We start from the raw sequence: 23429 nt of genomic DNA, 5'->3' as shown, positions 1-23429 counted from the left end.
GAATGTGATCTCCTTTTAAGTTAAGAATTAAAGTATACACAGATGCGACAGCCATTTTGCTCTTGCACAGGGATATCCATGTCGTAAATATCCTTTAGTGCCTCTGAGTTAATGATGTCATGTGTAGGACCATCTTTTACAACACGACCATCTTTTAGTGCTACGATGCGATCCGAGTACACCGATGCAAAGTTAATGTCATGTAATACGATGACAACTGTTTTACCTAGCTCATCAACAAGCTTACGTAAAATTTTCATAATTTGAACAGAGTGTTTCATATCTAAGTTGTTTAGTGGTTCGTCGAGTAAAATGTACTCTGTGTCTTGTGCAATGACCATTGCGATAAACGCACGTTGTCGTTGACCACCTGATAATTCGTCTAAAAAATTATGCTGTAAATCTTCTAAATTCATATACGTAAGAGCTTCGTCTACTTTTACGTTATCCTCATCATTTAAACGCCCCTTAGAGTAAGGGAAACGACCAAATGCTACTAGCTCACGAATCGTTAAACGAACGTTCATATAGTTAGATTGTTTTAAAATTGATACGCGTTTAGCAAACTCGTCGGATTTCCAACGACGTACATCTGCCTTATCTAGTAATACTTCACCTGTATCTGCGTTAAGCAGTCTACTTACCATTGAGAGTAATGTAGATTTACCAGCACCGTTAGGGCCAATGAATGATGTAATCATGCCTGGTTGAATATCTACTGTAACGTCCTCAACAACGGACTTGTTACCGTATTTTTTCGTAAGCTCTTTTACCTGAATCATTTTGCCGACCTACTTTCCTTCAATAATAAGTAAATAAAGTAAATACCACCGATAAAGTTAATAATTACGCTAAGCGTCGTATTAAATGTAAACAAACGCTCTACTACAAACTGTCCACCTACTAATGCAACAATACTCATTAGCCCTGCGCCAACGATTAATGTTTTATGCTTATACGTTTCAAAAAATTGATACGATAAGTTTGCTACAATTAAACCGAAAAACGTAATTGGGCCAACTAGTGCTGTGGATACAGCAATTAATACTGATGATAGTACAAGCATCGTTTTAACGAGCTTATCATATTGAACGCCGAGGTTAATCGCATTTTCGCGACCAAGCGTCATAACATCTAATGAGTTCATTAAGCGCCAGCCATAGATTAGCGTCACCGCAATAATCGCACCAGCGAACCATACAAGGTCACCATTTACATTGTTAAAGCTCGCAAACATTTTGTTTTGTAAGCTTAAATATTCGTTAGGATCAATAATTACCTGCATAAATGTTGTAATACTGCCTAAAAACGTACCTGTAATCATACCTACTAATAATAAGAAGTAGATTGGACGTTTTCCCTCTTTAAATAATAAACGGTAAAATAATAAGGCAAAGACAACCATTGCTACTACTGCTATTGTAAAGTTTAAGTATTTATTCATGACGAACATCGAAACCCCGCCAAAGAAGAAGTAAATACAAGTTTGAATAAGCATGTAGAGCGAATCTAGCCCCATAACACTTGGCGTTAAAATGCGGTTATGTGTAATCGTTTGGAATATAACCGTCGAATACGCAATTGCCACACCTGTAAATGCCATAGCTACTACTTTAATTGCACGTCGTGGTAGCGCATAATCATAGCTGCCATTTAAGCCATAAAAAATATACAGTAAGATGGATACTATTGCTAAGGCTACTAATACTATCATGCGAATTTTATTTGCTTTGTCTCGATTACGCATATGCTTTCCCCCTAAATAACATAATTAGGAAGATGGCACTTCCGATAACACCAACAGTTAAATTAATTGGTATTTCGTAAGGATACTTAATCACGCGGCCTAAAATATCACATGCGAGTAAGAACGACATACCAAGTAGTGCGGTATGTGGGATTGTTTTACTTAAATTATCACCTTTAAAAATAGAAACGATATTTGGGATGATTAGCCCTAAGAAAGGAATCATACCAACTGTTAGCACTACAGTTGTAGATACTAATGCTACTAGGATTAACCCTAGATTGACGATGCTCTTATACGATAAACCTAAGTTTTTCGCGAAGTCTTCGCCCATGCCTGCTACTGTAAAGCGCTGTGCATACACATACGACAAAATCAGTACAGGTAAACTAATGTAAAGCAGCTCATAGCGCCCTTGCATAATTAATGAAAAGTCGCCCATCAGCCATGCAGAGATATTTTGAATAATATCTGCGCGATATGCAAAAAATGTCGTAATGGAAGATAAAATGTTACCGAACATTAAACCAATGAGTGGGATAAAGACGGCATCTTTAAATTTAATACGATTTAAAATTTGCATAAATAAGAATGTGCCCGCTAAGGCAAAAACAAAGGCAAACGATATTTTTTGAAAATAGGTTGCATTTGTAAAAAATAACATAGACATTAATATACCGAGTCTCGTCGCATCCAGCGTACCAGCCGTAGTTGGTGATACAAATTTATTGCGGCTTAAGCTCTGCATAATTAATCCAGCAATACTCATGCCTGCACCCGCTAATAAAATGGCCATTAAGCGTGGGATTCGGCTAATGTAAAAGATTTGTGCTTCTTCCGATTGAAAATCAAGTAAATCCTTTGGCGAAATGTTATAGGCGCCAACAAATAAGGAAATGACCGCTAATACAATCGTTATAGGTAATAGATATCTTATTTTCATTATAATCCCCGGTAGATTCATTTTTGTATGTAATGACAAGTCAGTGAAAATGATTATCATTACTTACGATTTCAATTATAGCATGTTTATCACTTAGGTCAACAATAAGTGAGAATCATTATCACGTTTTGCGAAATAAAAAAGAATTTCCTGCTTTATTAACAGAATTAGCTACAAAGCGCGATATTCCATAAAGAAACCTTTTCCGTTTAAGTATAATTTCTCGTTGAAACGATATATTTCTGTAAGACTTTATCATTTAGCTCATAGCCAATACCCACTGTTTGAGGCACTTTAATTTGACCATCTATCATCTCCACTTGTGGGGAAATAATATCCTCCTGCCAGTAATGGGAGGAGCCAGAGGTATCACCTGGTAAAGTAAACTGTGGTAATGAAGTGAGTGCTACATTATGCGCACGCCCAATCCCCGCCTCTAACATGCCACCACACCAAATGGCAACATTATGCATAGCACAGTAATCATGGATGTTACGTGCCTCTGTTAGCCCACCTACGCGCCCAATTTTTACATTAATAATTTTACAACTGCCTAAGCTAATTGCCCGCTTAACATCTGCTAAAGAGTGAATGCTCTCATCTAAGCAAATTGGTGTTGAAAGCGCACGCTGTAATGTAGCATGCTCTACAATATCATCATAAGCTAGTGGCTGCTCAATCATTAATAAGTTATAGCGATCAAGTTGCTGTAATAAGGCTGTATCTTCTAATGTATAGGCCGCATTAGCATCTGCCATTAATGGGATGTCAGGGTATACCTCACGTATGGTATGAATTATATCCACATCAGCACCTGGCTTAATTTTAACCTTAATGCGTGCATAACCTTTTGCTAGGGCTTGCGCTATTGCTGTCAGTAAAGCTTCTTTTGTTGGCTGTAAACCAATAGCAATACCAACATCAATGGCTGTTCTTGTACCACCAAGAGCATGAGATAAGGACTGCTTAGTTTGCTGACAATAAATATCCCACATCGCACCTTCAATCGCAGCTTTAGCCATATTATTCATACGAATACTCGAAAACAGCTCGCTAACTTCATCAGGATGTTGCAAGGTTTTGCCGATAAGCATAGGGATTAAAAAGTCTTCTAACATATGCCAGCAAGTTTTTACAGTTTCTTCGGTATACCAAGGCGCGACAAAGGCGACACATTCGCCGTAGCCAACTGTGCCGTCCTCGTCTGTCGCCTCTATAAGTAAAAATTCTTTTTCATTCATCGAGCCAAAACTCGTTGTGAAGGTAAACTTCATTGGCATTTTAACATGATGAATGCGAACACTTTGTAACTTCAATGTAAACGCTCCTTATAGTGCGAGTATTGCGCGCTTAACTAGCACATAATGATTCACATGCTCTGTTCCACGAATCACATCTACAATGGCATAGCCTTGCGCAAATAATGTGCTTAAAATTGTACGCATTTTATAGCGCCAATCCTCCGCAAGTTGTGGACTTTCGACCTTAAGTTTTTGGAAATATTGAGGTATTGCAACAGTATAAGCATCCTGTGTGTAGGCTTGCTCAGCATCAAAACTTGCTAAGGCAGGTAAGCCTGCTGCTGTTACTTGCCAAGATACTACCGGTTTTGCTTCTTCTGCTAATTCTTCAATCACATCGTCTGCATGAGAGCGTTGTACCCACCACTCCGCAACAATACGATCAGATGGTAAACCACTATTAAAGTAATCATCAAGCTGTCCATAGTAATCATTAACATACGTTTGGCTAATGGCGCCTAGCTTCGCAAAACCAAGTGTTGCATTCGTTGACTCTAATGGGTCAAATACCCAACGAATTTCGTCATAGCCACGGTCTTTTGCGATTTGCTTTTGCTGATGCTTTAATAACTCACCAATACCATGTTCGCGATAAACTTGCTTTACACCAAGTTTGTGAGAGTTAACATACATCTGCCCATCCTTAAAACCTATAAAGCTGTAGCTAAATCCTACAAGCTCGCCTTGATAGTAAGCACCTAATAAAATACCACCATTTCGAATAGCACCAAGCGTTTGGTGTGTAGGTAATGCGTCAGCCTCCCAAATTTCCTTGTCGAGCACTTGTAACTGTTGTAATTGTTCTGCTGTTGTTAATTCTTTAACCTCAACTTGTTGTAACATATTACCCCTCCTATTGTGCTTTTTGTATAGCTAATAGTAAAACGCGTGTTAATATTTCCACCCCTGTAATTAAGCGAGTGTGATTAAACTTCATGTGGGGGTGATGCAAACCTGGCTCTAGCCCACAACCTAAGCCAAGCATTGTTGTTTTTAATGCAGGTCGTTGTACCGCATAATGGTGAAAATCTTCACCGCCTGGTGTGTGTACAGGAGGACGTAGATTAGCTTCTCCTACACTATCAATAATGGCTTGCTCTAGTAACATCATCGCATCTTCATCTACCTCAGCTGCTACAATGTCTGACGCAATATGTGTCGTGATTTTCACGTGGTACAGTAGTTCTTCAGAGTCCATGACACGTTGCACATTATCCTTTAGCTCTTTCATTACGCTGTTTTCTTGTGCGCGTACATCTAAGGTAAATGCTGCGCGCCCTGGAATCACATTAGCTGCCGAGCCACCAGCTTGAAAACGTGTCATTTTAACAGAAGTTGGCACCATGGGATTTGTATACGTCGAACGAATGTCCTCAATAATTGCCGCGCCTACCTCAATCGCATTTTGCCCTAAATGTGGTCGCGCTGCGTGTGCATCCTCGCCTACGATGTTTCCTTCTATTGTAACAGAGGCTCCGTGGTAAAGGGCTGCACAGTACGTACCGTCGCTTAATTCTTCGATTGGTCTAACATGCACACCAAATAAATAATCTAAATCGTCAATAACGCCCTCTTTTAATACAGCTAATGCGCCAAGCCCTTTTTCTTCTGCAGGCTGAAAAATCACACGAATTGTACCTTTAAAAGACTGTGGTAATTGTTTTAATAATAATAGCGAGCCAAGCGCCATTGTCATATGCCCATCGTGACCACAAGAATGATTGGCTTTAAACACACCGTCCACCTCTTGCCATAATGCGTCCATATCTGCACGTAAGCCAATATAAGGCGCACCACTGCCTACATCCACATATAAGCCCGTACAATTTTTAAAGCGATGTGGCGTATAGCCTGCCTCTATTAATGTACGCTCAATAAACTTTGTTGTGTTGTACTCCTCAAAGCTTACCTCTGGATTAGCATGCAAGTGCTCAAATATCTCCATGATTTTTGGTCGCAATTCGGTCAATGGTTCTATCATTAAATCAATCCCCTCAAGTTAATTGTAAAACTATTATATACAATTTGTTAGTGTTACACGTCATATTCCCCTTTTTTCCATAAAAAATGCCTAGTTGGCGCACCAACTAGGCAAAAACTTTATTTTACACCACGCATCGCTTTTGACACGATTGGCGAAATGATTAAGATAATAACACCGAAGGCAATTGCAATACCACCAATAATACCAAAGTATAAAAACTCAGATACTACTTCATATACTTTTGCCAGCTGTGCGTTAATTGCTTGAGCTGCAGCACTTGTTAAGAACCAAAGGCTCATTGTTTGTGCAGCAAAGGCTTTAGGCGCAAGCTGTGTTGTTGCTGATAGACCAACAGGTGATAGTAAAAGCTCACCTACTACTACAAGGAAGAAGCTAAGCACTAACCATAGTGGACTTACTAAAGTTGTACCACCTGATAGTGAAGAAGGAATCATCATTACAATAAATGATAGCCCCGCAAAGAATAAAGCATACGCAAACTTACGCGGAGTTGTTGGTTGCTTCTCGCCCCATTTTACCCACAACATCGCAAACATTGGCGCGAGTGTAATAATAAATAATGGGTTAAGTGATTGGAACCATGATGACTTTAATGTAATACCTAAAAAGTTTAAGTTAGTACGGTCATTGGCATAAGTCGCTAAAATTGTAGCTCCTTGTTCCTGAATCGCCCAAAAAATTACCGCCGAAATAAATAACGGGATGTAAGCAAGCACGCGTGATTTTTCATCCTTTGTTGTTTTCTCACTGCGATACATCACAAAGAAGAAAATCGTAGGGATTAAAATACCAAGTGCTGTTACTACTAAACCAAATGTATTTACAGTTAGTAGACCTTGCGTGTGCAATGCATACGCAGCTAAGGCAATAACTACTGTACCACCTAGTGCCATCATTGCTGTTTTCTTACGTTCTTCAGGTTGAAGTGGGTTGTTAACTTGCGTACCCGCTACGCCTAAATATTTTTTCTCTGTTAATTTAAAAATAACAAGACCAAAGAACATACCTACAGCTGCGATACCGAATCCTAAATGGAAACTGTATGTTTGACCAATTGTACCAACAATTAATGGTGCTAAAAACGAACCTGCGTTAATACCTGTGTAGAAAATAGAAAAACCTGCGTCACGACGGTAATCACCATCTGCATAAATATCACCAACAATACTTGATACGTTTGGTTTTAGTAAACCTGTACCAATAATGATAAATGCCATTGACGTAAATAACATTTCAATACCGCCGGGTAATGCTAATAAAATATGACCAATCATGATCAAGATACCACCATAGAAAATGGTCTTACGTGTACCTAAAATACGGTCAGCAATCCAGCCACCAATAATACCTGACATATATACGAGTGAACCATACAGCGCCATAATAGAGTTCGCTGTGCCTCGGTCTAAACCAAGCCCACCCTCATTTAATTCGTAATACATAAAGAAAATTAAAATTGCGCGCATACCATAATACGAGAAGCGCTCCCAAAACTCAGTGAAAAATAGTGTAGACAATCCTTTAGGATGCCCTAAAAAGCCTTTTTGCGGCACACTTTTGACGATTTCATCTTTACTCAACATAAAAATACCTACATCCAATCCATCTTACATGTTTGATAGAATCTAATTTTATCGGAATAAATGATATTTTGCAATAATTTAAAAGTAATCTGAATTACTTATAAATTCAATAAAATCAATTATTTTACGCTAAAAATATAATGATTTATTATACCAAACAATATAAAAAACGATAATTACGCACAGGTAATTATCGTTTTTGCTATTTCACTGCATATATTCGCTAAAGCGTTTGGCGTCCATATCATTTAATTCTACCAAAATTCTTGTGCCATCTTCCTCATAATCTGTTGACTGAATTGCCGCATTTTCATTTAAATAAGCGACTACTTCACCACGGTCATACGGTACAAGTAGCTCGCATTTTACATAATTAGCAAAGACATGTTGGCTAATAATCGCTAGTAACTCATCTAAGCCGACACCTTCTTTAGCTGCAAGCCAAATATGATCACCACTCACAACAGGGTAAGGCTTATCTGTAATATCACATTTATTATAAACATGTATCGTTGGTATACCCTCAACGCCAACAGCCTGCAAAGTTTGGTCCGTCACTTCCATCATATAACGATATTCCTCATGTGATACATCTACCACATGTAATAATAAATCTGCATTTCTAGCTTCCTCTAGTGTTGATCGGAAGGCTTTTACTAAATGGTGAGGTAACTTACTGACAAAGCCAACGGTATCTGTTAATAAGAAAGATTTTTTATCCACTAGCTCAATTTGACGCACGGATGTTTCGAGTGTGGCAAACAGCATATCTTTTTCAAATACTTGCTTATGTTCACTCTGTCCTGATTTTTCGAGCAGTTGGTTCATAACGGTCGATTTACCTGCGTTCGTGTAGCCTACTAAAGATACAACGGGCAATGCATTACGTTCACGTTGCTTACGCTGTGTATCACGTTGTTCTTTTACATGCTCAAGCTCTTTTTTTATTTTACTAATTTGGTCTTCAATTTTACGACGGTCAAGCTCTAACTTAGTTTCACCAGCACCACGGTTTTTAAAGCCACCGCCTGTGCCCCCACCTTGACGTCCAAGCGAAGCACGTAAACCAATTAAACGCGGCAACATATATTGTAATTGTGCAAGCTGTACTTGTAGCTGTGCCTCTTTAGTATTAGCTCTGCGCGCAAAAATATCTAAAATTAACATCGTGCGGTCAATAACTTTACAAGCTAACTCTTGTTCAAGATTACGGATTTGTGAAGGCGTCAGCTCATCATTAAAAATAACAACGTTAGCCTCGCGCTCTTCATAAAACGCTTTGATTTCTTCAATTTTACCTGTACCTACATAGTAGCCAGGGTTAATACGCTCTAAGTTTTGTGTGACTGTGCCAACAACCTCAACATTTAACGCGTGCGCTAAATTTTCGAGCTCCTGCATGCCGTAGTCAAAATGTGTATCTTTTTGTAATTGCACACCAACTAAAACCGCATATTCCTTTAGTGTATCGACTTCTTTCATTGGTATAGCCCCCTTAACGTTCAATATAAATTCATCTTAACATATGTTACAATTAACCCCATTATGAAAGGGGCGAACATGTTATGGAGTTTGCACAAATGCTAGAGGCGTTAAACGAACGCATCTTAAATGAACAATTAATCCACGCGACGATTAGCCAGCCAAGGATGCGCTCAAATGAAGTAAAGCGTATCAAATTAAAACCGGTGATGGTGAAGGAGCTTTACCATATTCAAGTCGAATACCAATACGAACGTATTTTAAAGCATGATAACATTTTATTAGCTGACTTCCCCGCAAAACTAGAAGCCATTTTTGCTGATTTCCGTCAGGCACAATTACGCTTTACAGAGGAAAGTGTGCACATTCAGCTTTCAAAGAAAAACAAAGTACTTTGGAAACAAAATGCGGAACAAGTAACGAATGCCAGCCTTACACATAACCGCAAAAAGCAGTATGTACTTGAGGAAAACACCGCCTATCCTTTTTTAGTACGTCTTGGCGTACAAACAGCTGATGGTAAAGTGAAGCAAGCAAAGTTTGATAAGTTTAAACAAATTAATCGCTTCGTTGAAATGATTGATGACAGCCTTAGCTATTTACCTAAAGACCGTACGATTCGTATTTTAGATTTCGGCTCTGGCAAATCCTATTTAACTTTTGCACTCTACCACTATTTAAAAATTGAAAAAGGCCTAGACATTCATGTTACGGGGCTTGATTTAAAAAAGGAAGTTATCGAAGAATGCGCGCAAATTGCGGAGGATTTAAACTATGAGCACCTTGAATTTTTAGTTGGTGATATTAATGATTATAACGACGAAACCGCTGTTGATATGGTCGTAACCTTGCATGCCTGTGATGTAGCAACGGATATGGCACTAGCGCGCGCTGTACGCTGGGGTGCCAGTGTTATTTTAAGTGTACCTTGCTGTCAGCACGAACTTAATCGTCAGTTGCAAGCACCTGCGTTAGATGTAATGTTACAACATGGACTTGTTAAGGAACGCTTTGCTGCCTTAGCGACAGACAGTATTCGGGCCGAAATTTTATCGCTCGTTGGCTACGAAACACAGCTACTGGAATTTATCGACATGGCACATACACCTAAGAACATTTTAATCCGTGCTTACTATACAGGTAAAAAGCCAAGTGCTGAGCAATTTGAGCGTTACGAGCGTTTTACTCAACTACTACATGCACAACCCTTCCTAGCGAAGGAATTAAAAATCGAGCGACCATAAGCGGCCGCTCGATTTTTTTATACTTCTTGACGCAATGCTTGAATGACATCAATCTTTGTAGCTTTGCGTGCAGGACGCCAACCAGAAATCATTGCCACACCAATACTAATAGCAGAGGCAATAACGACAAGTTGCCACGGAATAGCAGAAAAAATCATTTCACGCTCGCCCATATCTTCACCCGTTGCCATCTCTAATACAATCGGTAGTGCAAAGTTAACCGTAACGCTAATCACATACGAAATAATTACCGCAATTACTGTGCCAACAATGCCAATAAAAGCACTTTCCATTAAAAATAAACGTTGAATTAATTTAGGGCTTGCGCCAATAGCCTTTAATACACCAATTTCGCGTGTACGCTCAGTTACTGCCATCGTCATCGTATTAAAAATACCAATAGAAGCAATTAATACGGCAATTGTGCCGACAAATAATAGCCCTGCCTTAAATACGGCAAAGAACACATTGATTTGGTCCATCTGCTCAATAACAGAGTATACACCTAAGCCTTCTTTTTTCAGTTTTGTTAGTAAAGGCTTAACGTTTTCCATTGAGTCCATATGAATAATATACTCACTTGGGAAAGGATCAGGTTGTAAGCCTGCAAAGAAGTTAATAGCTTTATCGCTAAATATAACTTGATTATCAATCATCCACTCATAGCTTGGCGCTTGTAGTACACCTACTATTTTAAATGGTTTAACCACTTGTTGTTCCTCATCATTTTCGACAGTAAGTGCTACGGTTTGCCCAACAATAGCACCTTTAAACCCTTCGTCTTCACCCATATAATTTTCTTGCTTTTTATTCGCCGCTTCTACTTTTTCGTTATAGGCTTCTTGATCTGCCTCATTCATTAAGCGCTGTGCATAATGGTAGCCAACGACAATTTCATCTGCTGCCTTTGGATAACTACCTTGTGCTAACTTGCCATTTACCTTTTGGAAAGCAGTCATGTCATAAAACTTACCTTCACTATGTGCCTCGTGGTCATCAAGCTCAGATTTTAAAGCCATTGGCAACTGTGTTTTTTGTACAACCGCTTTAACATTATCTTCGTCTTTAAGTGATGCTGCTCGCTCTTTTGTTAAACTATCATCATAAAGCTGGATACGGGTCACCGCTTCGTCTGATAAAATTTCATTTTTAACGGTTTGTTGAAGCCCAAAACCAACAGAGGCAAGCACAATTAAAAAGGCACAGCCAATCGTTGCCGCAAGAATGGTCATAAATACACGCATTTTATTTTTTACAATATGCTGTTTCACAAAGTCCAATTGGTCTTTCAGTAACATTAGGCTTCCTCCTTTAATTGTCCGTCATGCATTTTTAATCTGCGATGCGCAAAGCTCGCAACCTCGTCATCATGCGTAATAATCACAAATGTAATACCAAACTCTTTATTTAAATCTGCAATTAGCTGAAGAATTTCTTGTTCGGTTTCGGAGTCCAAGCTACCTGTCGGCTCATCCGCTAAAATAATTGGCGGGTTTGTAATCAGCGCGCGCCCGATACTGACACGTTGCTGCTGACCTCCTGATAGCTCATTAGGATAATGCGCTGCAACCTCTGTTAATCCGATACGTTGCATAAGCGCTTCGACACGTGATTTGCGTTCACTTGCTGGTATGCCTTGTAGTTTTAAGGGTAACTCAATATTTTCAGCCGCAGTTAAACCTGGCATGAGCTGAAAATTTTGAAAAACAAAACCAAAGTTTGTTAAGCGAAAAGCTGCGTGCTCTGCCTCATTTAAGTCTGTTGTTTCCTTACCATTAATTTTTACGCTACCTGTATCAGCCTTCATAAAACCTGCCATCACTTGCAGTAATGTGGACTTACCAGAGCCACTCTTACCAACTATAGCTACGATTTCCTTTGGCTTAATCGTAAAACTAATTGCTTTTAATACGTGAATAGGTTGTTCTGCACCCTTTTTACCAATTAAAAAGGTATGCGCAATATTTTGTACTTCTATCATGTATGTACGCCTCGCTTTCATTACTTACTATACGAGGTAAATCTTAATGTTAGCTGTTGATAATTATTAAGATTCTCTGAAGAAAAAAGGTCGAGCGCTAGGCTCGACCTTTAAATTTTGGCAGTAAAGTGTTCCTTTAACTTACCTATCATCATTTTAGCATTGTATTTTTCCATTGCTTTTGCTAACTTGCCTGCATCAATCATCGCAAACTTCATCATATCCTGTGCAGAAATCATTTGTCCTGCCTCTAACTGATTAGCTAGACGTGCTGCTATGCGTTGATCTTCAGCTCTTGCTTTTTTCATGTCTTCAGCATAGCCCTTATCACGTGCCGCGATTTGTTGGGGCGTCATTATGCTAGCCTGACGCTCTGCCTCAATAGCTTTCATACGGTCAGCGTAGAGCTTAACACCTTCGTCATAATAGCGTACGGACGCTTGCTCAGAATCCCGACGACGGAAAAATGAAGTTAAAAAATAGTCGCGTAGCTCACCTTCCGACTTACCGACAAGGTCTGGCAAAATATAGTCCGGTCCATAAGGGTCAATCCCTTTGTTAAACAACGCAATGGGATCCTTTGGCACGCCAATTGCTGGGTTATCTTTTAAGCGTTCCATACGCGCCATAATTTCTTCTGTGCGTTTGAGTGCGATTTCCACTACTTGGTCATCCGTCATTGTTGCCATAGGTAAATGAGGTCGCCAATGTGTGGCGCCTGATGCATAGGTACGATTATAGCCAAAATCCTTATCTGCTACTTGTGTCCAACCATCACCTGTAGTGGGCGGTTCTTTACTTAATAGAGCATTTGAGGATTGATTACTGTAGTGCGACAATGCCGATGAGTACTGAAAGTTTTTTTCGTCCTTAGTTACAGCAGGCTGTAGCGGTTGTTTAGGTAGCGCCTTAGCTACATGTGATGTCGCGATTTGCGGGTGAGAAGCAATAATTTTCATCCTGTCACATCCTTGTGTTAAGTTACTCCTTATATCGACATATCCTACAAAAAAACACCTTCACAGTAAATGTGAGGGTGTTGAGCTGATGTAATACGTTGTATCAGCACTTGTGTTAATTTGTACAGGCTTAGGCTCGTAATATTTGAAAAACAAATAAATGCTAAGCGCACAGCCTGCGGCTACTAATATTGCGAGTGCAATAATAAGTGATGCCATCTTCTTACCATTCATAAGGCTGCCTCCTTATTGTTTTTTAAAGCCTTCCTCATAAAGATAAGCCTTTGCCTCTTCATACGTACCGAAAGCTTCTTCAAAGTTGCCATTATAATAAACAACCCATGAGCGTTGTTCAAATAATAATTTGATTTTATCGCCGCTTACATTTTCCCAGTCTTCCTCAACATTTGTGTCTTCTGATAAGTAGGCGATAGCTGCTGCAATAATTTCACGCAGTGCCTCCTCATCATAGTCACGAATATTAACCATACTTTTAACTGCTTGTTCGCTATATTTTGGCATATCTCCTACAAAGACAAAGCCATTACCGTTAGGGTGTAATTTTTCTACGACAATTTTCTTTTCATATAGGCTTTCCTCAAAGTGATAGTTTACACGCTTTAATGAAATTTCTTTTTTTGTTAATTGGGCAAACGATTCAATAATCGCTTGTTTTTGTTCAAATGTTAGCACGTTGCCAACTCCTTTTCTACAATCTCTCTACAGTATAGCCGAAAAAAAGATGCTCGAATATGACTTCGAGCATCTTTTCATTAAATTGATTTAGTTGCGGCCTTTTTAATAGCCTGACGCGAACGATACATATTCATTACTAACACCTTCATTACCGCATAAAACGGTACTGCAATCACGATACCAATAAAGCCTGCAATTTTACCTGAAGCTAAAATAATCGTTATTACTGTGAGTGGGTGAATATCTAATGACTTACCCATTACTTTTGGTGTAATAAAGTTACTGTCCGTTTGTTGTGCAACAAGTGTAACTACCGATACCCAAATCGCTAGCATCGGATCTTGAATTAAAGCAACAATTAACGCTGGCGTAAAAGCAATCCATGGCCCAATAAACGGTATGACGTTCATAAAGAACGCAAAGATTACAAGTAATAGCGCATAGTCAAGACCAATAATTAAATACCCAATAAACATAATAGTTGCAAGCAAAAAACTAATCAATAATTGCCCTTGAATATAGCTACGTAACACATTATCAATTTCGCTAAGTGTCTTCTTTACCCACTCGCGACGCTCGCCAGAAAATAAGCGGTAAATACTTGGCGCAAATTTTTCGTGATCCTTTAGCATGAAGATTAAAAAGAACGGTACTAACACAGCAAGCAGTGAAACTTGTACAACAGATTGCAAGAAGCTCACAAGCCATGTACTCGCAACAATTGCGATATCCTGCACAGAGTTTGTAATATTATCAATAATTTCAAGTAACTGCGGTGGTAAATTATCCTTGTTACGTAAGTAATAATTTACACCGTCTTCTAACTGACGCCCAATCTTTGGTGCGTTTTTTACAAGCTCGTTTACTTGGTTAGCAATCGGCGTACCAACAATCATAACGAAGGCAGTAACAAAAGCAATAATCGTTAATAAAATCGTTAGCGTACTCCAACCGCGTGTAAATTTATGTTTTTCTAAAAAACGTTGCATAGGCTCCGTTACATAATACAATACCCCGCCCAATAATAATGGCACAAAAATAGTTTTTAAAATCGTAAGTAACGGCGAAAAAATCCAATTGACCTCAATAAAATATTTTACAATAAGCAGGGCAATTAATATCCCAACCCCTACTTGAAACCATACCTTCCTTGTCAAGAAGCCACCTTCTTTCTATAGCTTACATTTTATCATCTTCAACACTATTTAAATATACCTCTACAGCCTCAATTACTGCTGCTACTGTACCGTCCTCAAATGGTGAATTTAAATTAGCTGATGCTACAAGCTGTGTAAAAGATTTAGACCCTCCAAGCTTACATAAATTTGTATAATCTTGCCACGCCGCCGTGAAGTCCTCACGCGACTTTTGCCAAAACTGCAACGCACAAATTTGAGCTAATGTGTAATCAATATAATAAAATGGACTGCTATAAATATGTTGCTGACGTTGCCAAAAAGCGCCATCCTCTAAATAAGCTAAGCCGTCATAATCGCGGTGAGGTAAATAAATTTGCTCAATCTCACGCCACTTTGCATTACGCTGTGCAGGTGTCATTGTTGGATTTTCGTATACTGCATGCTGAAATTCATCTACAGCAACACCGTATGGTAAAAATAATAACGCACTGCTTAAATGACCAAATTTATATTTATCGGTTTGCTCTTTAAAGAATAGTTCCATCCATGGCCATGTAAAGAACTCCATACTCATTGAGTGGATTTCACATGCTTCATGAGTTGGCCAAATGTATTCAGGTATTCCAACATTACGGCTTGAGTATACTTGGAAGGCATGCCCCGCTTCATGTGTTAACACATCAATATCTCCTGACGTACCATTAAAGTTTGAAAAGATAAATGGTACTTCATAATCTTCCATAAAGGTACAATAGCCGCCGCCTTCTTTACCTGTTTTCGCTACAAGGTCCATTAAATTACGCTCAATCATCATTGTGAAAAATTCTTTTGTTTCTACTGAAAGCTCACTGTACATTGTTTTTGCATTAGCAACAATCCAGTCTGCATCACCTTGGGGTGTAGCATTACCTGTTAAAAAGTTTAATCCCTCATCATAAAATGCTAACGTAGGTACACCAATGCGTTTGGCTTGTCGCTCATATAGTTTTGTAGCTACTGGTACAATTTCGTCACGTACTTGGTCACGGAATTTTTTGACCATTGTTGCATCATAATCTACGCGGTCCATACGAATATAGCCAAGCTCCACAAAGTTTTTAAAACCAAGTGTTGTTGCAATCTTATGACGAAGCTTTACTAAGTCATCATAAATCGCATCAAATTGCTCACGATTTTGTGCATAAAAATTAAAGCGGGCCTCTGTTGCACGTTTGCGTACATCACGCTCTGTTGACTCTAAGTAAGGCCCCATTTGTGCTAGTGTTAAGGTTTGCCCATCAAACTCAATTTGTGCTGACGCTACCAGTTCTTGATAGCTCGATATTAATTTATTTTCTTGCTGTAACATTGGCATAATGGCTGGCGAAAAAGCATCCACTGCATTTTGTGCTAACGCAAATAGTTGTGTGCCCCACTCTTGCTCTAACTCTACACGAAACTTCGAACTAACTAATGCCTCGTAATATGCACTTTGTAATTCCTCAAAACGCGGACCATTATCATCAAGATAATCACGCTCTGTTTTATAAAACGCATCGCGTGTATCAACACTCGCACGAATATAAACAAGTGTAGCGTTTGTTTGGTAGTTAGCCGCAATGCTATTCCACGCACTAATTACTTCACTTTGCTGCGCTACAGAGTTAGCCTCCTTAAATTGTTGCATTAATATTTTATGTTGCTCAGCCATGGCTGTTAAGTTTGGTCTTTCATAAGTAAATTGGTCAAATGTTTTCATTTTAGCTCACTCTTTTCTTGAATATTTGTACTTTTCTATTATCATATGAAATGCTGTAGCATGCAAGGAATGTAAAAGACTAGGTCCAAAAGAAAAATGTTAGACCAAGATGTAATTGGTCTAACATTTTTTCCGTTTATCGAGGCTGAATTTACCCCTTTGACATAAAAAAGTTACTATTCGATGTTATAGTTTTTCATTACAATCAAGTTATATCCCAGCCTTTGCTACTAACGTATACGGAAACGTGCAATAGCTTCATTTAATGCAATAATCTCATCGCTTAGCTCATTTGCTGAACGCGTGACAATCGCAATTGCATTTTGTTGCTCCTCTACGGAAGCAGTTACCTCCTCAGAAGCCGCGGCATTCATTTCGCTCATACCCGCAATACTATCAATAGCCGCTGTCATAATTTCCTTTGACTCACTAATTGTACTTACACTTGTTAATACTTCATCAATAGCACCTACAATATGAGTCACTGCTTGTTCAAGTTCCTCAAAAGCAAGCTCTGTGCTAGCTACTGATTGATTTTGTGCTTGGACAATCGTATACGTATTAGTCATTTCGTTTGTTACAACTGCTGCCTCCTCTGCAATCCCTCGCAGTGTTGTACGTACAGAGTCTGTCGCTGTTACAGTTTGGTCCGCGAGTTTACGTACTTCCTCTGCGACTACCGCAAAGCCTTTACCATGCTCACCTGCACGTGCCGCTTCAATGGATGCGTTAAGCGCTAATAAATTAGTTTGATCGGAAATATCACTAATCGTACCGACAATGCTTTCGATTTCCTGCATTTTATTAGTAAGCTGTGCAAAAATGGTACGCATACGCTCAATAATTGTAAATGTCTCTGCTGATTTTACTTGTAGTGCCTGTAAGCTTTGTACCCCTTGCTCATTTGATTTCTTCATTTCTGTAGAAGATGCGTACATCACCGCATTACGGTCATGCAGTACATTAAGTTGCTCTGTAAATTGCTGTGAGGTTTCCTGTGTGCTCTCTGCATTGGTTGCCTGTTGCTCAGCACGTGCCGACACCTCTGTAATAGCGCGTACAATCTCATCACCATAAGCGGTTGTTTCTTCGGACACAGCTGATAGATTGCCTGAGGTATCTTTAATTAATACAATCGCGCCTTCTACTTCTGTAATGAGACTCTTTAAGTGCCCAACCATTTCGTTAAAATTACGGTTTAATGAACCTACCTCATCTCGGCGTTGTAAATCCTCTAGCGGCACCGTTAAGTTACCACGTGCTACTTCACGCACACGTTTTGTTAAACTAGCGAGTGGGCTAGATATGTGTCGAGCTACTAGTGAAATTACTACAATGCCAATAACGACAGCAATGGCTAACATTAGTAAAATCGTTGTTAAAATATTTTTTGCAGGTGCGTTAAAGTCCTGCATATATGTACCTGCCGCAATAGTCCAACCCCAGTCCTTATCTGTTTTAGCATAGACTACTTTTTGTGCAACTGTTGTTTGAAATGGTAAAGCAAAATAGTATTTAGTAAAGCCGCCTGTCTCAGCCGCTTCAATAACGTGTCGAATAAAATATTCGCCGTCGGTATCTTCCTCCTCCCATAAACTCTCTCCCTCACGCGTAGGATGCATTAACAGCACACCCTTGCTATCTACAATATAAAGGTAGCCCGTCTCTCCTAAATCGGCAGGATGTGTAATTTCTCGCTTGCCATCAGCTTGTTGCTTACCAAGCAATAACGTTTTAACTTCCTCCTGCGCTTCCTCTAATGTAAGATTGCCCGCATAAAAATCACGCTTCACACTCTCTAATAGCTGCATAGATGTTTCTACGCTATTTTTCAGCACAGTTTCTCCTAGTGTGTTCAAACTATTTTTAGCTTGTGTGTAACTCACAAATGCCATAATCGCGCTAGGAATTAATAATAAGGCTAGGCATAAAATCGTAAGCTTACCTCGTATTGTATTCAAATATCCCAACATACCTACCCCCGTCATTAGTATTTTAGTAATATCCTTATAATATCCATGTCACGCCTAATTAATCAATACATTTATTAAGTTTTTTGCTACTCTACACCATTTTTATATGCTTTAAGACATAATAAAAGCAGCCAAACAATTAAGTTTGGCTGCTCATTATACTAGGCTATTAGTCTAGGTCTGCGTTATGGTAAACCGATTGTACGTCCTCTAAGTCTTCTAGTACGTCAATTAGTTTTTCAAACTTCTCTGCATCTTCACCTGTTAATGCAACTTCAGTTTGTGGCATCATTGAAAGCTCAGCTACTGTAAATTCTTCTACACCTGCTGCTTTTAATGCTTCCTGTGTAGCGAAGAATTGGTCTGGCTCAGCGTAAACAATTACGTGGTCATCTTCTTCAAATACATCACGCGCATCAACATCTGCTTCAAGTAATACTTCTAACACTTCATCTGCTGTTTTGCCTTCTAGACCAAATACAGCTGTTGAATCAAACATGTAAGCAACTGAACCACTTACACCCATGTTGCCGCCATTTTTACCAAAAGCTGCACGTACTTCAGAAGCTGTACGGTTTACGTTATTTGTTAGGGCATCCACAATAATCATCGTACCTGCTGGGCCAAAGCCCTCATAACGTAATTCGTCGAAACTTTCTTCGCCGCCGCCTTTTGCTTTTTCGATGGCTTTTTCAATAATATGCTTTGGTACTGAATACGTTTTAGCACGCTCTAAAACTACTTTAAGTGCACGGTTAGCCTCTGGATCTGGCTCACCAGATTTTGCTGCTACATAAATTTCACGTCCAAATTTTGCGTTTACGCGACTTGTACTTTGGTCCTTTGCCGCTTTCTTTTCTTTAATATTATTCCACTTACGACCCATGTTTGTCATCTCACTTTTCTTGTTTTCTGTCGTTTATTTTACTACTACTCTTAGCTATTTGTAAAAGAAAATCTTACAGCGCCTTTGCATTAAATGTGTCGCCACCTTGAATGGTACCAGTTTTGTATCCATTTTTAAACCAGCGCTGACGTTGTTCTGAGGTACCGTGTGTAAAACTCTCTGGTACAACATAGCCGCGTGCTTGCATTTGTAATGTATCATCACCAATTGCATTTGCTGCTGTTAAAGCTTCGTCTAGGTCACCCACATCTAAATAGCCTGCATTTTTTTGATGATGTGCCCATACACCTGCATAATAATCAGCTTGTAATTCTAGTTTAACTGTAGCTGCATTATATTCTGCTTCACTGACTTTGTTACGTAGCGCATGTACCTTTTGTGACGTACCTAATAGCGTTTGTACATGGTGACCTACTTCATGTGCTACTACATAAGCCATCGCAAAATCACCTGGCGCTTTAAAACGGTCTTTTAACTCTTTATAAAAGCTTAGGTCAATATATAACTTATGATCACCAGGACAATAAAACGGACCAACAGATGCACCTGCTACACCACAAGCTGACTGTACACTATCACTAAAAATAACAAGTGTCGGTTCTTCATAAGTTAAACCATTATCTTTAAAAATACGTGACCAAACGTCTTCTGTGTCTGCCAATACGACCGACACAAACTCCATCAGCTCGTCTTCTTCTTCAGAACTAATGTATGGACGCTCACTTTGCGGTGCTGTTTGTTGTGTGCTATTGCCTACATTACTAATAACATCGCCAATACCGCCGCCACTTAATAAGGTAAACAGCACAACAATAATTAAACCAATACCGCCAATGCCACCTCCTACTTTACCAACACTCATACCACGACGGTCTTCTACATTATTACTTTTACGTCTACCCTCGTATTTCATTGGTCATCTTCCTCTCTTTACCTTTTCTGTTCACCATTTCGTGTTAATCGAAACACAGTAAAAAATCAGGAATGGCAATCACTCCTGATTCACTACTTATTTTTTCGACACCTTCGAAAGAAATGTAACTTCTTTTGTTAATTCGTCTAGTTTATCTTCTAGCACATGTGTAAACTCATCGCGCCCTTCTTTGCCTCTTGCTGTTACATAAAAAGGCTCGCCAAAGATTAAATAACCTTTGTTACGCTTTAATACGTCGCCAACACCTTTAGCCCCAATATAAGCTGCTGGTAAAATTGGCGCTTTTGTTAATTGTGCAATCGTAATAGCGCCTTGCTTTAAGTTAGCACTCTCTGCATTACGCGTACCACTTGGGAAGATGCCAACAATCTTACCTTCCTTTAATAGCTGCCTTGGCACCTTAATTACACTTGGTCCTGGATTATCTCGGTCAACAGGGAACGCATTAAGCTGATCAATCAACCAGCCAATCCCTTTCATTTCAAACAATTGCTTTTTTGCCATGAAATGAATCTCACGTGGCATTAAACTTAAACCTAAATTAATAATATCGACGTACCCATTATGCGTGCAGGCAATAATAAAGCCGCCTTCTTTTGGGATATGTTTTGTACCGTATAATTTTGCCTTAGAGCCAGATACCGTTAAAATAGCATTTGCTACATTACCCATCAATTTATACACGTTGACTACCTACCTTACTTTTTTCATTACTCTTATTGTACTGATTTCAAGGTATTCATGCAATATGCCAAACTTTTCGTTACACTAGGAGTAAAGGAGCTGATAGTATGGAACGTTTATTTATTACGACAGCTGAGCAGCAAGCTTGGCAACAAAAACTAGAACAACTCGGTGAACAATTTGCCCAAAATGCTGCCCAAGTAGATGCTACAGATGGCTTTCCGTTTGCTACAATTGACGCCTTACGCGCCATTCATTACCCTCGCGTCACATTACCTAAGGCATATGGTGGAGAAGGATTTTCGGTTTACGATATGTTACTCACGCAAGAAACACTTGGCAAATATGATGCAAGTGCCACACTTATTATGAGTTGGACACTTGGCGTTGTAGGCGAAATCTTTGAAAATAAAACGTGGTCTGAGGATAAACTACAAGCCTTCGCAAAGGAAATTTGCAACGGTGCTATGGTTAATCGTGCAGCAAGTGAAGCTGCAACCGGCAGTCCAACACGCGGTGGTCAACCTCAAACAACTGCTACTCGCACAAAGGATGGCTGGTCAATTACTGGCCGCAAAACATTTACGACGGGCTCTTATGCACTTGATTATATTATTGTCTCTGCATGGGTACCTGAACTTTCACGCATTGGCAACTTTTTAATTCATAAAGATACTGCAGGGCTACGTATCGAAGAAAACTGGCAAGTGATGGCTATGAAAGGCACTGGTAGCCACGACCTTGTGCTTGAAAATGTGTGCGTTGCAACGGATGACCTTGTCGAATCAAACACATCGCGCCGCGCAAAATTAAATGGCTGGAGCTTACACATTCCCTCTACGTATTTAGGTATTGCACAAGCAGCGCGTGATTATGCGGTACACTTTGCTAAAACATATCAGCCAAACAGTTTATCAACAACCATTAGTGAGCTACCTAATGTACAAACGCATATTGGTGAGATGGATTTATTACTCACCCAAGCACGCTTTATGTTATACGGTACAGCGCGCGCCTTTGATGACGAAAATAAACGTGCACTGCTCGGCAATGAAATTAACGTCGCTAAATATACCGTAACCAATAATGCTATTACTATAGTAGATAGAGCCATGCGCTTAGTTGGTGCTAAGAGTTTACAACTGGCTAATCCGTTACAGCGCTATTACCGCGATGTGCGTGCAGGTCTGCACAATCCACCGATGGATGATATGACCATTCAACGTTTAGCAGCTAGCGCACTGCAATAAAAAATACCGCCTTCTGCAAACGCAGGGGCGGTATTTTTATTCTAACGCAAATTGTTGCATATTTTTTCGTTTTTCTGTCGTAAGGGCGAACTGCTCCGCTAAAAAATCGTCTACATTACTGTAACGTGTGTCAATGCCGTCAAAGACTGCTTGCAAATAATCCTCACGCGCCTGCATCAATGCGTAAAATTGCGCCATTTCCATTTCATCAGAAGTCTCGCGCACCTTAGTCGCCATTTGCTCGACTGTTGCTTGTAACAGTGCATTTGTTTTTAAATAATCCTCAAAAATAGTTTCACGCGGTACATCTAGTGCTAATAAAATCATAGCTCCGCCAATACCTGTACGGTCCTTGCCAATCGCACAGTGATGCAGTAAGCCAAGTTGGGCTGGATTCTGCGCCACCTGCATCAAGCGCTGAAAAGATGGGTTATCAAAAGCCATTTGAGTATACAACTCTGTAAACATAGCAGGGGTTACACGCTTATAAAAACTTGTCGGTGCTTTTTCATTCGTTGGCATTTTTGCTAGCGTATTAAGTTTTGCTGGGATACGAATATTAGTTACATCCTCAAAAGTTGGGTCAGGGTTTTTACTTGCTTCCTCGTCATCTCGGTAATCAAATATGGTTTTAATACCAAGCGCACTAAACTTTGCTTTATCCGCAGGCGTCATCTTACCTAATGCTGCTGAACGATAAAAAAGCCCGCGCTTTACTTGTCGCCCATCACTCGTTGCATAGCCGCCCATATCTCGAAAATTAGGTACACCATCAAACTGTATTGTCATACACTCACTCTCCTTACTCATTATTACTCTAATGATAGGCAATTTTCAAAATTTTAGCTACTTCAAACCCATTA

22 protein-coding genes are annotated in these 23429 nt (G+C 39.5%); 2 read left to right on the top strand and 20 right to left on the bottom strand.

Annotation, left to right across the window (positions count from 1 at the left end):
- Nucleotides 1-20 precede the first annotated feature (20 nt).
- The 8 genes from CH76_RS06155 to hflX form a co-directional block, all read right to left on the bottom strand.
- Nucleotides 21-782, bottom strand: coding sequence for an ABC transporter ATP-binding protein (locus CH76_RS06155; RefSeq protein ID WP_036144261.1), 762 nt, complete (start codon nt 780-782; stop codon nt 21-23).
- Entirely contained in the window at nt 779-1714 is a 936-nt protein-coding gene (locus CH76_RS06150) for an iron chelate uptake ABC transporter family permease subunit (protein WP_369792366.1), read from the bottom strand. The genes CH76_RS06155 and CH76_RS06150 overlap by 4 nt, the downstream gene beginning before the upstream one ends.
- 25 nt (nt 1715-1739) lie before the next feature.
- Nucleotides 1740-2690 (bottom strand): ABC transporter permease, encoded by a 951-nt coding sequence (locus tag CH76_RS06145; RefSeq protein WP_036144257.1) that lies wholly within the window; start codon nt 2688-2690, stop codon nt 1740-1742.
- 209 nt (nt 2691-2899) lie between these two features.
- Entirely contained in the window at nt 2900-4006 is a 1107-nt protein-coding gene (menC, locus tag CH76_RS06140) for an o-succinylbenzoate synthase (protein WP_036144254.1), read from the bottom strand.
- Between the two features lie 12 nt (nt 4007-4018).
- Entirely contained in the window at nt 4019-4834 is an 816-nt protein-coding gene (locus tag CH76_RS06135) for a GNAT family N-acetyltransferase (protein WP_036144253.1), read from the bottom strand.
- 10 nt (nt 4835-4844) lie between these two features.
- Nucleotides 4845-5972 (bottom strand): M20 peptidase aminoacylase family protein, encoded by a 1128-nt coding sequence (locus CH76_RS06130; protein WP_036144251.1) that lies wholly within the window; start codon nt 5970-5972, stop codon nt 4845-4847.
- A 119-nt stretch (nt 5973-6091) separates the two neighbouring features.
- The gene (locus tag CH76_RS06125) at nt 6092-7579 is read right to left on the bottom strand and encodes a peptide MFS transporter (protein WP_036144249.1); all 1488 of its coding nucleotides are present in this window, start codon (nt 7577-7579) and stop codon (nt 6092-6094) included.
- Between the two features lie 207 nt (nt 7580-7786).
- Nucleotides 7787-9061, bottom strand: coding sequence for a GTPase HflX (gene hflX / locus CH76_RS06120; RefSeq protein ID WP_036144246.1), 1275 nt, complete (start codon nt 9059-9061; stop codon nt 7787-7789).
- An 83-nt stretch (nt 9062-9144) separates the two neighbouring features.
- Between hflX and CH76_RS06115 the strand changes: the two genes are divergently transcribed.
- Nucleotides 9145-10305: an SAM-dependent methyltransferase gene (locus CH76_RS06115; RefSeq protein ID WP_036144244.1), complete on the top strand. Its 1161-nt coding sequence runs from the start codon at nt 9145-9147 to the stop codon at nt 10303-10305.
- A gap of 17 nt (nt 10306-10322) precedes the next feature.
- Here the strand turns inward: CH76_RS06115 and CH76_RS06110 are convergent, their stop codons facing one another.
- The 11 genes from CH76_RS06110 to CH76_RS06065 all read right to left on the bottom strand — a co-directional run bounded on the left by CH76_RS06110 (nt 10323) and on the right by CH76_RS06065 (nt 21316).
- Nucleotides 10323-11603, bottom strand: coding sequence for an FtsX-like permease family protein (locus tag CH76_RS06110; RefSeq protein ID WP_036144241.1), 1281 nt, complete (start codon nt 11601-11603; stop codon nt 10323-10325).
- On the bottom strand, nt 11603-12286 hold the full coding sequence (locus CH76_RS06105) for an ABC transporter ATP-binding protein (RefSeq protein ID WP_036144239.1): 684 nt from the start codon (nt 12284-12286) through the stop codon (nt 11603-11605). The genes CH76_RS06110 and CH76_RS06105 overlap by 1 nt, the downstream gene beginning before the upstream one ends.
- Nucleotides 12287-12396: 110 nt before the next feature.
- Complete coding sequence (locus CH76_RS06100; protein ID WP_036144237.1) at nt 12397-13245, bottom strand: hypothetical protein; 849 nt, start codon at nt 13243-13245, stop codon at nt 12397-12399.
- 60 nt (nt 13246-13305) lie between these two features.
- Complete coding sequence (locus tag CH76_RS13900; protein ID WP_161769864.1) at nt 13306-13479, bottom strand: hypothetical protein; 174 nt, start codon at nt 13477-13479, stop codon at nt 13306-13308.
- 12 nt (nt 13480-13491) lie between these two features.
- A complete protein-coding gene (locus CH76_RS06095; RefSeq protein WP_036144235.1) occupies nt 13492-13938 on the bottom strand; it encodes a hypothetical protein in 447 nt (148 codons plus the stop codon).
- 80 nt (nt 13939-14018) lie between these two features.
- Nucleotides 14019-15098, bottom strand: coding sequence for an AI-2E family transporter (locus CH76_RS06090; RefSeq protein ID WP_036144233.1), 1080 nt, complete (start codon nt 15096-15098; stop codon nt 14019-14021).
- A 22-nt stretch (nt 15099-15120) separates the two neighbouring features.
- Nucleotides 15121-16818 carry a M3 family oligoendopeptidase gene (locus tag CH76_RS06085; protein WP_036144231.1) on the bottom strand — a complete coding sequence of 566 codons (1698 nt, stop codon included), beginning with the start codon at nt 16816-16818 and terminating at the stop codon, nt 15121-15123.
- A gap of 230 nt (nt 16819-17048) precedes the next feature.
- Nucleotides 17049-18779: a methyl-accepting chemotaxis protein gene (locus tag CH76_RS06080; protein ID WP_235190366.1), complete on the bottom strand. Its 1731-nt coding sequence runs from the start codon at nt 18777-18779 to the stop codon at nt 17049-17051.
- 181 nt (nt 18780-18960) lie between these two features.
- On the bottom strand, nt 18961-19677 hold the full coding sequence (locus CH76_RS06075) for a YebC/PmpR family DNA-binding transcriptional regulator (protein ID WP_036144226.1): 717 nt from the start codon (nt 19675-19677) through the stop codon (nt 18961-18963).
- A 73-nt stretch (nt 19678-19750) separates the two neighbouring features.
- Entirely contained in the window at nt 19751-20611 is an 861-nt protein-coding gene (locus tag CH76_RS06070; RefSeq protein WP_036144224.1) for a neutral zinc metallopeptidase, read from the bottom strand.
- A gap of 96 nt (nt 20612-20707) precedes the next feature.
- Complete coding sequence (locus tag CH76_RS06065; RefSeq protein ID WP_036144221.1) at nt 20708-21316, bottom strand: 1-acyl-sn-glycerol-3-phosphate acyltransferase; 609 nt, start codon at nt 21314-21316, stop codon at nt 20708-20710.
- A 107-nt stretch (nt 21317-21423) separates the two neighbouring features.
- Between CH76_RS06065 and CH76_RS06060 the strand changes: the two genes are divergently transcribed.
- Complete coding sequence (locus tag CH76_RS06060) at nt 21424-22566, top strand: acyl-CoA dehydrogenase family protein (protein ID WP_036144220.1); 1143 nt, start codon at nt 21424-21426, stop codon at nt 22564-22566.
- Between the two features lie 36 nt (nt 22567-22602).
- Here CH76_RS06060 and CH76_RS06055 read toward each other — a convergent pair whose 3' ends face one another.
- Nucleotides 22603-23355, bottom strand: coding sequence for a tyrosine-protein phosphatase (locus CH76_RS06055; protein ID WP_152553294.1), 753 nt, complete (start codon nt 23353-23355; stop codon nt 22603-22605).
- Nucleotides 23356-23429: the final 74 nt, after the last annotated feature.

The sequence above is a fragment of the Lysinibacillus sp. BF-4 genome (assembly GCF_000743635.1).
GTDB lineage: Bacteria > Bacillota > Bacilli > Bacillales_A > Planococcaceae > Metalysinibacillus > Metalysinibacillus saudimassiliensis.
The sequence above is the reverse complement of the archived record's forward strand: the minus strand, read 5'-3'. Positions and strand labels throughout refer to the sequence as shown.